The organism is Chryseobacterium sp. 'Rf worker isolate 10' (genome assembly GCF_050753305.1).
GTDB lineage: Bacteria > Bacteroidota > Bacteroidia > Flavobacteriales > Weeksellaceae > Chryseobacterium.
The window spans coordinates 82,255-95,705 of the sequence record NZ_JBOZOF010000001.1 but is presented as its reverse complement, the minus strand read 5'-3'; the positions used below and the strand labels follow the sequence as shown (position 1 = coordinate 95,705).

14 protein-coding genes are annotated in these 13,451 nt (G+C 35.8%); 2 read left to right on the top strand and 12 right to left on the bottom strand.

What is annotated here, in order from left to right; all coding sequences use genetic code 11:
* Positions 1-64: 64 nt before the first annotated feature.
* From LKL37_RS00435 to LKL37_RS00380, 12 genes are all read right to left on the bottom strand, one after another.
* The gene (locus tag LKL37_RS00435; protein ID WP_431608627.1) at positions 65-754 is read right to left on the bottom strand and encodes an OmpA family protein; all 690 of its coding nucleotides are present in this window, start codon (positions 752-754) and stop codon (positions 65-67) included.
* Between the two features lie 26 nt (positions 755-780).
* A complete protein-coding gene (locus LKL37_RS00430; RefSeq protein WP_431608625.1) occupies positions 781-1,272 on the bottom strand; it encodes a hypothetical protein in 492 nt (163 codons plus the stop codon).
* 124 nt (positions 1,273-1,396) lie between these two features.
* Complete coding sequence (locus LKL37_RS00425; RefSeq protein WP_431608624.1) at positions 1,397-3,079, bottom strand: S8 family serine peptidase; 1,683 nt, start codon at positions 3,077-3,079, stop codon at positions 1,397-1,399.
* An 86-nt stretch (positions 3,080-3,165) separates the two neighbouring features.
* The gene (locus LKL37_RS00420) at positions 3,166-3,789 is read right to left on the bottom strand and encodes a WbqC family protein (protein ID WP_431608623.1); all 624 of its coding nucleotides are present in this window, start codon (positions 3,787-3,789) and stop codon (positions 3,166-3,168) included.
* A 59-nt stretch (positions 3,790-3,848) separates the two neighbouring features.
* Positions 3,849-5,495 carry a signal peptidase I gene (gene lepB, locus LKL37_RS00415; RefSeq protein WP_431608622.1) on the bottom strand — a complete coding sequence of 549 codons (1,647 nt, stop codon included), beginning with the start codon at positions 5,493-5,495 and terminating at the stop codon, positions 3,849-3,851.
* 131 nt (positions 5,496-5,626) lie between these two features.
* Complete coding sequence (dapB, locus tag LKL37_RS00410) at positions 5,627-6,328, bottom strand: 4-hydroxy-tetrahydrodipicolinate reductase (RefSeq protein ID WP_431608621.1); 702 nt, start codon at positions 6,326-6,328, stop codon at positions 5,627-5,629.
* A 63-nt stretch (positions 6,329-6,391) separates the two neighbouring features.
* Complete coding sequence (locus tag LKL37_RS00405) at positions 6,392-7,030, bottom strand: DUF5683 domain-containing protein (protein ID WP_431608619.1); 639 nt, start codon at positions 7,028-7,030, stop codon at positions 6,392-6,394.
* Complete coding sequence (locus tag LKL37_RS00400) at positions 7,030-7,920, bottom strand: ParB/RepB/Spo0J family partition protein (protein ID WP_431608617.1); 891 nt, start codon at positions 7,918-7,920, stop codon at positions 7,030-7,032. The genes LKL37_RS00405 and LKL37_RS00400 overlap by 1 nt, the downstream gene beginning before the upstream one ends.
* 69 nt (positions 7,921-7,989) lie before the next feature.
* On the bottom strand, positions 7,990-8,763 hold the full coding sequence (locus LKL37_RS00395) for a ParA family protein (protein ID WP_047374161.1): 774 nt from the start codon (positions 8,761-8,763) through the stop codon (positions 7,990-7,992).
* Between the two features lie 164 nt (positions 8,764-8,927).
* Positions 8,928-9,770, bottom strand: coding sequence for an energy transducer TonB (locus LKL37_RS00390; protein WP_431608616.1), 843 nt, complete (start codon positions 9,768-9,770; stop codon positions 8,928-8,930).
* Positions 9,771-10,021: 251 nt separating this feature from the next.
* Entirely contained in the window at positions 10,022-10,309 is a 288-nt protein-coding gene (locus tag LKL37_RS00385) for a hypothetical protein (protein WP_431608615.1), read from the bottom strand.
* A 141-nt stretch (positions 10,310-10,450) separates the two neighbouring features.
* Complete coding sequence (locus LKL37_RS00380) at positions 10,451-11,737, bottom strand: adenylosuccinate synthase (protein ID WP_426477582.1); 1,287 nt, start codon at positions 11,735-11,737, stop codon at positions 10,451-10,453.
* A 180-nt stretch (positions 11,738-11,917) separates the two neighbouring features.
* Here LKL37_RS00380 and LKL37_RS00375 point away from each other — a divergent pair, with 180 nt between their 5' ends.
* Both LKL37_RS00375 and LKL37_RS00370 read left to right on the top strand, forming a co-directional pair.
* Positions 11,918-12,502, top strand: a complete 585-nt coding sequence (locus tag LKL37_RS00375) for a hypothetical protein (RefSeq protein WP_431608614.1) — start codon at positions 11,918-11,920, stop codon at positions 12,500-12,502.
* 18 nt (positions 12,503-12,520) lie between these two features.
* Positions 12,521-13,447 (top strand): alpha/beta fold hydrolase, encoded by a 927-nt coding sequence (locus LKL37_RS00370; RefSeq protein ID WP_431608613.1) that lies wholly within the window; start codon positions 12,521-12,523, stop codon positions 13,445-13,447.
* The last annotated feature ends 4 nt before the right edge of the window (positions 13,448-13,451 follow it).

Here is a 13,451-nt window from a genome sequence, read left to right as displayed (position 1 = left end):
GCCTAAAAATACAAAAAAAACCGCCGAGGCGGTCTTTTACGAAAATATTTATATATTAAATTAACTATTGCCCTTGTTTGGCATCGTTAATCATTTTTTCATTTGCAGTAATGGCAAACTCTACTCTTCTGTTTTTAGCTCTTCCTTCATCAGTATCATTGCTTGCAACCGGCATATTTTTACCTTCACCTTTAGTGAACATTCTGCCAGATGCAATTCCTTTAGCAACTAAATAACTTTTTACAGCATCTGCTCTTCTTTGAGAAAGCGACAAGTTGTATGCATCTTTACCTACACTGTCTGTATATCCATAGATATTGATATTGGTATCCGGGTTGCTAACCAATACCTGAGCTAATTTATCAAGGTTAGTTTGTGCAACAGAAGTAAGGTTTGAAGAGTCAAACGCAAAATTAACAATGCTTTCGTTCATTGTTACTTTAATACCGTCTCCTACTCTTTCTACCTGAGCTCCAGGTAAAGTTTCTTTAATATCTCTGGCCTGCTTATCCATTTTGTTACCGATAACGTTACCAGCAACACCACCGATAATACCTCCTAATACAGCACCGATAGCTCCGTTTCCTCCTCTTCCTACATTATTACCAAGAATACCTCCAAGTACTGCTCCTGAAGCAACACCTACAGCTGTACCTCTTTGTTGGTGATTTGAATTTTGAACTGCCTCACAGCTTGTCAATAATAATGCTGATGACAAGAAAAGGGCTCCTACGTATGTTTTATTAAATTTCATTTTTTTTGATCTTTTATGTTGATAAATTATTTCATTCCTGCTCTCTGGAAGTTGTAAACTACTTTTACATTACCTCCTTCAAAAGGAACATCTTGCTGAAGTGAAAACTGATCTGTTGTTTGGTTGATCAAAGTAAGGCTGTACCCTACAGAGTTTTGTTTTGCTTTTGTACCTGCAGCAATTTTTTTAAACATAAACGTGTTACCGTCTTTTATTTCAAACTTGATGGGCTGTGTAATTGCCGGGCAATCTCCTCCTCCGTTCAAAGTATACGCTCCTGTCCAGTTGTTAGGAATTAATCTCCAGTGACTTCCTACAAAACATTGTGCATCTGCACCTTCGTCAAAAGGTTTAATTTTATATCCTTTTTCGTAATCTATACTTACGATTTGCCAATCTCCTTTCATTTTCAGAAAGTCTGCTCTTTGATTTTGAGACGTAGCTGCTTTGTTAACAGAGGAACACGACACTGCAAAAAGTGATGTTCCCAACATCCCTGCAAGTAGTAACTTTTTCATTTTGTTGTTTATTATTTTGTTACTATAAAGTTACAAAAAACCGTGCCAAAATTTAAAATAAAAATAAAAAGTCCGAAAAAAATTCGGACTCTTTATGGTTTCTCCTTAAATACAGGGAGATAAATTATTTTTTAACAGCCTTTTTTATGGATTTCGAAGGCTTGGCAGGAGCAGATACCTTTCCTTTATAGAAATTAGTGTAGGCATATTCTGCTGCTTTTTTCAGGTCTATAACCCCTCCAGCCTGTGATTGATCTGCAAATCCGTCTGCTGTACTTGGATTACTGCTTTTCACCAGTGCTTCAATAATCTGGTAAGGTTTCAGATCTGGCATATAAGCCAATAAAAGGGCTGCCCCTCCAGCTACTACAGGTGAAGCCATTGAAGTTCCCTGAAGGTATTTGTATTCATTTTTCGGAACGGTAGAATAAATTTCTTCTCCGGGAGCGAAAACATTCACCATTTTTTTGTTGTAATTAGAAAAGTCTGCTCTCAAAGCATTATTCTTATTGGTGCTGGCTCCTACTACAAGAACATTGCTTACAAATGGTTTTTCATCTGTAACATTTTTAAAGTTCGTAGGATATGCCAGATGCTCCGCTACATCTTCATTTTCGTTCCCTGCTGCTTTTACTAAAAGAACTCCTTTATCTTCAGCATATTTAAAAGCATCCCAAACTACATTTTTACCTGGTGAAACAGGTTTTCCAAAGCTCATATTCAATACTTTTGCGCCATTATCCACTGCATATCTGATAGCATTGGCAACGTCTTTATCTCTTTCATCTCCATTTGGAACAGTTCTTACAGACATGATTTTAGCAACTTTGGAAGCTACTCCATACTGAACTTCTTTTCCTTGCGGAAGTCCGGCAATGATTCCTGCCACGTGAGTTCCGTGCTCTGCATCAGGACCTTCGTAATGGTTGTTTCCATAGTTTTTTTCAGAATAATCATCATAGTTATCTCCTACAATCTCTTTTCTTGGATCATATGAAAGATCGTATTGTTTTGCTGCCGGAGCAAAATGATCTATAGCCTCCTTCATCTCTTCTTTCATCTTTTTTTCAAATTCAGCGGCTGATTTTCCTTTAAATTCCGGACTTTGGGAAACCTGACTCAAGAAATCCAATGCAATCGCATCTCTCTGATCTGCAGGAGCTTTGATTGCTGAAATAGTTTCAGCTGTCACAGGCTTGCCACCTAATAATTTTACCATATTAGGAATCAGCTCGTTCAGCATAGAGTAGGTTTTGAAGTTTTGGATAGCCTCAATACTTTTTGTATTGAACATATCTTTAGCTTTCATATACATATCAAACTCGTCCTTCATCTGAGCCTGGTTAGCTTTATTCTTTGTGGAATCGGTGCCTTCAAAAATAGGTTTGTATTTGGCTACTACTCTTGTTACCTCCATATTGTCGATATCAATATCTCCGTTTTTACCGCCTATGAAGTTCCATCCATGTACGTCATCAATATATCCGTTACCGTCATCATCTTTTCCATTTCCAGGGATTTCGTTCGGGTTTGACCAAAGATTTTTTACCAATCCGGGGTGGTCTACCTGTACTCCACTGTCTAAAACTCCCACTATTACGGTTTTAGGCTTCAGTCCGTTAGATTCTAAGTATTTATAAGCATTTGCCGTATTTACTCCATATACTTTTGAAGTTGCAAAATCTTTATGATACCAGGTCATCAGATCTTTATCTGTGTTTGGATCTTTACTTTTAGCTTTAGATTCCTGTGCAAAAGAGAAGCTAAAACCTGCTAAAAAAACTGCAGCTAATAATACCTTTTTCATATGTTGATATTTAATTTTTAAAAACATTTACCAATCGCCACCTTCAACTGTTTTATACTGAGAGTTTCTTTAACAGCGATTGTATGCTAATATGATTGTTTTATATTTTTTATATATAAGAGTGATTCCGGGCCTTTATTACAAATAAGATCCAGAACCGACAGATCTTCCAAAAACCCGAATTTCTCAGAGAACGTCTGATAATATTCTTCCATTTCAAATTCAGAAGGAAGCTTTGCCGAAAACTTATCTCTAAAATTGATGCTTTCAGGGTTTTTGATATATTCTTCATTCAAAGAGTGTGCCTTTTCTGTTTTCAGTATCTGTTGGATGACTTCTATCCCCTTAAGGTTAAAGTCTAAAAGAAACTTTTCTTTAAGGTCAAAAATCTTTTTGAATTTGTCTTCATAATACTCGAAATAAGGAGAGCTCTGGTATGCCGTCTTGATTGATTTCCAATGAAGGGTTCTCCAGTCTTCACGGTAAGAGATTTCGATATCTTTAAATTCTCTTTTCCCGTTATGATTGATAGGGATTATTAATGACAGTTTTCCGTTGGCTCCATAGATATTTGTTCTGTTTCTATAGGTCTGTTTCGGAAAGTTTTCAAACTGTTCCAGTACAATTTCATTTTCGGCATTCAAAAACACTGAAAACCATGAGATTGGAGGCATATAAAATGCCGGCAATAATACATTCTTCATATTCATAATGCAAAAATGAAGTATTTTTTCAAATACTTCATTCTATTTTAAGTTTAATTTTTCTGTTAGTCGTCTTCAGTTTTTTTCTTTCTGAATAGTTTCACAAAATACTCCCATCCGAAGAACAAAATCAGGATCATCGCTGCAATCCACCAGTAAGAGGTTTTATTAGCTTCTCCTGTGTTGGTTGCTTTGAACATTCTTTCCCAACGGATTTTGAATGGCGCCTGATAAGTAGAACTACTGTCTGCAAATGCTCCCTGAAGACTCATCCATGTGAACATTGGTTTTCCGACAATATTTTCTTCCGGAACGAAACCAAAGAATCTTGCATCTAACGAAGCATCTCTGTTGTCCCCCACCATCATATAATAATCCTGCTGAATTGTATATTGGCTAGCTTCTTTTCCGTTGATGAAAATTTTTCCGTTTTTCTTTTCTAAGCTATTGTGCTCGTATTCAGAAATAATCCATTGATACGTTGGAAGCGTTTCCTGGTTGATAGCCACTACATCTCCTTTTTTAGGAATTCTTAATGGTCCATACCAATCAGCATTCCAAGGTTTGTTAATTGGAAATATCGATTGAGTAGTATCAATTTTTGTTTTTGCCTCATCTTTATAAGCAACTGCTGATTCTTCTTTTGCAAAAATTTGTTCTTTTACGTCTGTAACATGGGGAAGTTCTTTAATTTCTTTGGCAACTTTATCCGTTAAACCCTGAAAGGCATAAAGATACCCACCACTATCCTGTTGAAATTCACGAACCGGTAAAAATCCATACACTTTATATAAAGTTGGAATATCCAATTGAGCATCTGTGCTTACAACATATCCATGCTGTACTTCCTGATCTCCTAAAACAGTTTCCGGCTTTCCGTTAACGAAAAGTCTTCCTGCTCTCATTTCAAAAGTATCACCTGCTGTAGCTACACATCTTTTTACATAAGGATCTTTTCTGTCGATCGCTGTATGTACAGAATCCTGAGGATAGTTGAAAACAACTACATCATTTTTCTGTGGTTTGTTGAATTGTAAAATTCTTGTATAAGGAAGTTTTACTGCATCTACGTAAGATTTTGGATCATCTTTAGGATTTCCTTTTTGTCCTGTATCCATGATGGTTCCCTGAAGGAAAGGTATTGCTACCGGACGCATTGGAAGTCTGTATCCGTAGCTCCATTTGTTTACAAAAAGGAAGTCACCCACCAATAATGTTCTTTCCATAGATCCTGTAGGAATCCCGAAAGGCTGCGTTATGAAAACGTGGATGATGGTTGCAAAAACTACTGCGAAGGTAATGGAACCAACAAATGTATCTTTCTTTTTCTCGTTTTTCTCTTCGTCTGTCAGGAACAGATCGTTTGCATTTTCATCTTCTAACTCTACATCTTTAGAATAGTTAATTACCGCCATATAAATAAACGGCAGAATCACGGTAAGAATCTGATCCTTGAAAAGTGTTTTCCCGAACTTTTTCACTAAGTAAAGGTGGAAAACAGACATCATGATTGGCCCTACAATCGGAAGATAAGACAGGATAGCCCACCACTTCGGATGCTTTGTTTCTTTGAGAATGATGAAATAGTTGTAAAAAGGGATAAAAGCAAATAAAGGACTATAGCCCATTTTCTTGAACAGTTTCCAAGATGAAATCCCCATCAATACGGATAGTATGAGGACATATACTGTATAAGTTAAAAAATAATTCATAAATTTTTGTGCCTATTCTTATAATATAAATGATAAAATGATGAGTAATAAATGATAAAAGCAGTCCGCTGTTTACAATTCACTATTCATCATCTTCTTTATTTGTCGCAATTTACAGAATTTGTTACAAATTAAAGCCCCAAAACGTCTTTCATTGCGAAGTTTCCTTTTTTATCTTTAATCCACTCTGCAGCTACTACAGCTCCCAGTGCAAAACCGTTCCTGTTGAAAGCAGTATGTTTGATTTCAATTTCGTCTACTTCGCTTCTATAATACACGCTGTGAGTTCCCGGTACTTCATCTTCACGTACCACAAAAATTCCAAGCTGTCTGCCTTCTGTTTCTTCCAGCTTCCATGCATCGAATTTCGGATTATTCTGAATGATTCCTTCTGCAATGGAAATAGCTGTTCCACTTGGAGCGTCTTTTTTGTGAATGTGGTGAATTTCTTCCAACTGGCAAGAGTATTCATCTACATTTTTCATCAGATCAGCCAGTTTTTCGTTTAAAGCAAAGAATAAATTTACGCCTAAACTAAAGTTGGAACCATATAAGAATGCTGTATCATTATCTACAGCCAGTTTTTCTATTTCAGCTTTTTGATCCAGCCAGCCTGTTGTTCCGCAGATCACCGGAATTTTATTTTCAAGACAAGCTTTAATGTTTTCAAATGCAACTTCCGGTAATGAGAATTCAATCACAACATCCGGATTATTAAGATTCTCAGCAGTGGGGGTTTCCTTCAGACGGGCAACTACTTCATGACCTCTCTTCTGCGCGATCTCATCAATGATTTTACCCATTTTACCGTAACCAACTAATGCTATTTTCATATGATCTTTTTATTATTTAATACTGCATTTAATCTTAAAATCTTTCTGCAGATATGTTGTCTTTTAGAATCTGTAACTTAAACTGAAGCCTGTTTTCGGAGCGCTATATCCATACTGATCCTGAATAACCGATGGTTTAAAAACCAAATCCGGGTCATGGCGGCTTTCATAAAGGTGGGCATCTACAACAGCATCTACTATATTCAGAATATAAATTAATCCTGTAATAGCGATGGCGTAATCCCTTTGTCTTTTGGCTCTGTCCTGGGCATTTCCTAAAGCTCTTTTATCCAGCCACGGGTGACTGTCTACAAATTCATTAGGAGTACCATTCAGTTTCGCTACATAATATTCACGGTACTTTTTGTACTGATTGTCATTCCATACAGCAATACCTACTCCAGCTCCTACAGCTCCCCAAACAATGGGAATTTTCCAGTATTTTTTGTTGTAAAACTGTCCCAATCCCGGTAAAACAGCAGAATATAATCCGGCTCTTGTAGGATTCAGCTTTATGGTTTTTACTGTAGGACCATTGGCTTTTTCCAGATCTTCAATAATCTTTGCTTCTGTTTTGCTTGGCTTCAATACACGAGATTCCGCTTTCGGAAGAGGCTGCATCCGAACCGTATCAATAGGTTTTACTTGTGAATAAGCCAGTGCAGCGAAACACAAGAAAAATGTGAAAAATATTTTCTTCATTATTTAATATGGGACAAAATATATTCCAATTCTTCTTCATTTTTGAAGTCAAGAACAATTTTACCTTTTTTACCATTTCCAGAAGATTTGATTTCTACTCTTACGTCTAAGATATCAGCGATGGTCTTCTGGGCTTTTTTATAGTTATTGGAAAGCTCCACTTTTGCTTTTTTTGCAGCGGGAGATTTTGGATTCTTCAATGCAGCAGCAGCTTGCTCTGCCTGGCGAACATTTAATTTTTCTTTGATGATAAGATCAAACAAAACCTGCTGATCTTCTTCACTTTCAAGACTAATGATTGCTCTTCCGTGTCCTGCAGAAATCTCACCACTTCTAATGGCATTCTGAATATCCGGGTTTAATCTTAAGAGTCTGATAGAATTGGTAATGGTACTTCTGTCCTTCCCTATTCTCTGGCTAAGGTTTTCCTGAGTAAGACCGATTTCCTCTAAAAGCCTATGATAAGTTAATGCAATTTCAATAGCATCAAGGTCTTCTCTCTGGATGTTTTCAACAAGAGCCATCTCAAGAAGTTCCTGATCATTCACTAAACGGATATAGGCAGGAATAGTCGTTAGTCCTGCAATTTTACTTGCTCTGTAACGTCTTTCCCCGGAAATAATCTCAAACTTTTCACCGTCTTTCCTCAGGGTAATCGGCTGGATCACACCTAGGTTTTCAATAGACTGTGCAAGTTCGTTTAATGCTTTTTCATCAAAATAAGTTCTCGGCTGCGTCGGGTTCGGATAGATATCTTCAAGCGAAACTTCTACAATATTTCCCACAAACTTATCTGCTCCTTCATCAGTAGCTGAATTGACAGTTGCTTTAGATTCTGCACTTAAAATAGCGCCCAAACCGCGTCCCATAGCTCTTTTTTTGTCCTTCATAGATATAATTGATAAATGATGTTTGATAAGTGATGACCAGCATACACTTATTGGCCATTTATTATTAATTTAATTCTTTATTAAGTTTTCGTTTCTCAAAAGAACTTCTTCAGCTAACTGAATATACTGAACAGCTCCTTTACTTTCTGCATCATAATTCAGGATACTTTCTCCAAAACTTGGTGCTTCGCTCAATCTTACATTTCTGCTGATAATGGTTTCAAAAACCATTTCCGGGAAGTGCAGATTCACTTCTTCCACTACCTGATTGGATAATCTCAATCGGCTGTCATACATCGTAAGAAGAAGACCTTCTATTCCAAGATCTTTGTTGTGGATCTTTTGCACGTTTTTAACGGTATTCAAAAGTTTCCCAAGTCCTTCTAATGCAAAATATTCGCACTGGATAGGTATGATCACAGAATCTGCTGCTGTAAGAGCATTAACTGTAATAAGCCCTAAACTCGGCGCACAGTCGATGATGATATAGTCATAATCGTCTCTTACACTGGCCAGTGCTTTTCTCAGCATATACTCACGATCCTCCTTGTCTACCAATTCAATTTCCGCGGCTACCAGGTCGATATGCGACGGAATAATATCCAGGTTCGGAGTCGCAGTTCTTTTGATGCAAACTCTTGTTTCTGCACTATGTTCCAAAAGATTATATGTAGAATACTGAACATCTTCAACACCCAGACCGGATGTAGCATTCGCCTGAGGATCAGCATCAATGATTAATATTCTTTTTTCCAATACTCCTAATGCTGCCGCCAAGTTAACAGCGGTGGTAGTTTTACCAACGCCTCCTTTTTGATTAGCAATACCTATGATTTTTGCCATTATTAGAACTTTAAGTTTCAAAAATACACTTTTTTCTTTGCTCTCGGTGAGTGAAGAAAATCAAAATTGAGTTAAAATATTGTTAATAAGCATTTTAACGATAAAAAAAATTATCCACAAAAAAAATTCTTTGTGGATAACTATTTAAAATTTGTCTTTTCGTATTAATTATCAAATTTCATTGAGATTGGAAATTTGAAATAACTTCTTACGAATTCTCCTTTTTTGTTTTTGGCAGGAATCCATTTTCCCTTACTTGAGATGTTTTTGATTGTTCTCATTGCCTCACTGTTAAAATCGGCGTTGGTTCCATTAGCTTTTACCCCTGAGATTGTTCCGTCCATTTCTACAATAAAGGTAACTGTCGTTTTTACAACATCTTCTGATTCAAATCCTGAACCATCGAAGTTGTTCATTACTTTATTTCTGAAGGAGTCTATTCCTCCTGCAAAACTAGCTTCTACACTAGGATCCTTATCAATAATTGTAGGATCCGTCTTTTCAACTACTGGATCTGTCTTCACTGTAGGCGGGCCATCCCCTCCAATAACACGTGGAACAATCGGAATATAGGTTGTATTTGGAATTTCTTTACCTTCCGATGTCTGTGTACTTGCTACTGCATTCGTTTTATCCTCAACTTGTTTTTCATTGGTGACAATTGCTTTAGGCTCCGGTAATCTGTCATCGTATGTCTTTACAACAGGCGCCGGAGGAGTTGGTTTTACAATTTGTACTGGTGGGTCTTTAGGCTTATTCTCCTCTGGAATAATCATCGGAGGAGGAAGCACAAATCCACCATCAGTAATTACTTCCGGAGTTTTAAATGCAGAAATCACAAACGGTGTAAGGGATACTGCGGCCATTAAACTCGCTCCTATGAAAAGAGCCTTGGTTAATATTCTATCTGATTCGTTTCTTAATGCATAGGCACCATATTCTTTATTGCGGTGCTCGAACAGAACTTCGTTAAAACGAAATTCCTGGTTTTGATTATGTTGTTTCATCACTACTACTATTTAAACTGTTAAAAAAAATTTGATTATTAGTTTTGTTGTTCTTATCGATAAGTAATGTTGTAATATCAAAACATCTGCCACAATTTTACCAAAACAACATAATATTAGAAAATTTTATGATAATGTTTGAATTTTAACATTTATAAATAGAAATTTTATACAGAAAAACAAACCTATTTTTGATAAAAACAATTAAGAATAAAAAGCACAAACCACAGAACACTAGCTTAGTAGAAAGATTATATCAGTAGTAAAAGAAGGGTAAGAGGTATTAATAATCCCAGTGCATTAATAATAATCAGAATAACAGAGCTGATCTTTGTTTTCGAATAACTTTTAGCTGCAAAATAGATTGCTCCTATACTAAAAGACAAACTGCAGACTATAAAAAGGATCAGTAAAAAATCCGAACTTACATTAAACGGCAGTCCTAAATAAACAATAATTAAAACAGCATAGGCAATGGTAAGATATAAACTGATCACAATATTGTTCAGAAAACCTTGGGGTATTTTATTTTCTTCCATTATTTTTTATTTACACTTTTGTTTTAAGACAAAAGTAGATAAAAATTAAAGATTGAAATTCTCTCTTGATTAAAGGATGCATTCAAACAAAAAAAGAGACCATCCAATGATAGTCTCTTTGTTATTTTATTTCTAAGAATATTAGAATAATTCTTTTCTGATAATGTTCTGACTTCTTTCAGGACCTACAGAAACTAAGTATACATTAATTCCTAAGTATTTCTCAATAAACTCGATATATTTCTGAGCATTGTCAGGAAGTTCATCATAGCTTCTTGCTTTTGTAATATCTTCGTTCCAACCTGGTAAATCCTGGTAGATTGGTTCGTAATTATATAGCTTTTCTGTTGAAGAAGTGAAATAATCAATAATTTTTCCATCTTCAGTTTTGTAATGAGTAACGATTTTAAGGTTTTCAATTCCTGTAAGAACGTCAAGCTTAGTAATAACAAGGTTGTTGATTCCGTTGATCATACAAGCGTGCTTTAAAGAAACAAGGTCTAACCAACCTGTTCTTCTTGGTCTTCCTGTAGTCGCACCGAATTCACCTCCAATCTGTCTGATTTTTTCACCCAGTTCGTTATCTAATTCAGAAGGGAAAGGTCCGTTTCCTACTCTTGTACAGTAAGCTTTCGCTACTCCGATCAGGTTTTGAAGTGAAGTTGGCGGAACACCAGCTCCTGTACAAACTCCTCCTGTAGACGGAGAAGATGAAGTTACGTATGGGTATGTACCGAAGTCGATATCAAGCATTAACGCCTGAGCTCCTTCGAACAATACATTTTTACCGTCTCTGATGGCTTCGTTCAGCTCTAATTCAGTATCAACGATTCTGTCCTGAAGCTGTTTTCCGATTGCTAAATATTCGTTGTAGATTTCTTCAACGTCTAAAGTTGGTTTTCCGTAATATTTTTCAAAAAGAGAGTTCTTAACTTTTAAGTTTTTCTCAATTTTGTCTCTTAAAATCTCAGGATTTAAAAGATCTACCATTCTGATCCCGATTCTTGCAATTTTATCTTCATAACAAGGTCCGATTCCTTTTTTGGTAGTTCCGATCTGAGTTCCTCCGTGTTCCTCTTCACGGTAAGTATCCAAAAGGATGTGGTAAGGCATGATCACATGCGCTCTTCTGCTGATAAAGATGTGATCTGTTCTTAAGCCTTTGCTCTCGATCTGACCAACTTCTTTAATAAAAGATTTAGGGTTTACCACTACTCCATTCGCAATGATACATTTCCCTTTGCATTGAAGAACTCCTGAAGGAAGAAGGTGTAGAACGAATTTTTCATCACCTACATAAACCGTGTGACCAGCGTTGTCTCCACCCTGGAAACGTACTACATAGTCCGATTTTGCTGATAAAACATCCGTGATTTTTCCTTTGCCTTCATCTCCGTACTGAAGACCTACAACTACATAAGTTGACATATTTTACTTTTGTTTTTAGATTCGTGCAAAATTACTTTTAAAAAAAATGACGACCAAATTATAGAGGATATTTATTTTGGGTTGGGATGAAAATCATGAGGTTGAATATAGCTTCATGCATATAATTTTTACTTTCATACCTATATAAAATGGATTATATTTACTCTAAAATTATACAAAATGAAATTTAAAATTCTATTTCTACTTATAATTATTCCTTTATTTCATCTAAAAGCTCAAAATAAAGTAAATGATTATCTAAATGTTCCCGGGCCTGTTAATTTGAACCAAAAAGAATATAATTTGGCGTGGAGTTCTCATCCTAATGGAAATTATTTCAAGCAGGAATATTTAAATTCAAAAGAAAATATCAACCACTACAACAGTATGGTTTTAATTGAGTTTGTAAAAGGTGATTTCACTCTTAAAGATGTTATTGATCAAAAAGTAGGAGAACTTCAGGAGATGAAAAAAAATAACCCTATTGTTAATTATCAGATTCTTGAAAATAATGGAGAATATATTTTAGATTTTCTTATTAGCGAAAATTCAAAGGACGGCAAGGAGATATTGATTGCTGAACGAAATATTTACCGTTATAAACTTATTAATAATAGCAAAAATAAAGGTGTTCTTCTTTTTGCAGTAAGTGAAAGAGGATATGAGAAGAATATGGATGTTTTCTTTAATAATTTAAAAACTAATTCTTCTCAATTAATTGAAATTGTTGGAAATTATAAACTTCCTGACATTGAGATAAAATAATATAAAATCCTACTTATTATGCCAGTATCCCAAACCTCAGTCTACCTTCCATCAAAAATAAACAGTGAGTCCCAGCTATTCTGCACTCTATTTTCTCCGGAAACAGCAAAAGCTACCCTGCTCATTGTTCACGGTATGCAGGAACACAGCGGAAGATATGCAGAAATTGCAGAATATTTTGCCAGTCATGGAATTGCTGTATTGACGTATGATCATCTGGGACATGGAAAATCCGTAAAAGAGAAAAAAGAGATTGGTTTCTTCCAGCTTGAAAAACCGGATGAAAGGCTTGTTGCAGATGCAAAAATGATGGCAAATCATCTTGCAGAGCAATATCCGGATGTTCCTCATTTTATTTTGGGACATTCCATGGGATCTTTTATTACGCGCTGTCTTCTTCAAAAAGCAAGCAGTCAATTTTCAGGAGCTATCATTACAGGAACTGGTGGACCTTTTCCGGGAATCAATTTATTGAGAGGTTATTTATCATTAGCTAATGTCATCGCGCCTCGTCATCGTACTTTCTTGAATTCTGTTTTCACAAGTGTCAATAACAAACATTTTAAAAAGGATAAAGATTTCAGTGATACCAGCTGGCTGAGTGTAAACCCCAAAAACAGAAAAGCCTTTGAACAGGACAAACTGTGTGGAATTCCGTTCACTCATAATGCTTTTTATACTTTATTTACCATTTATAAAAAAGCTACAGCAAGAAACTGGGCTTCTTCTATTTCAAAATCATTTCCATTTCTTTTTGTAAGTGGGCAGAATGATCCGATTGGTGATTTTGGAAAAGGCGTAATGCATACGGTCAACAATTTAAAAGCTGACGGTTTTCAGCATGTAGATGTAAACATTTATCCCGATATGCGTCATGAGATTTTGAATGAGGGAATAAGAGAAGAAGTTTTGAATGGAATCTATAATTGGATTTCAAAAAATTAAAAAA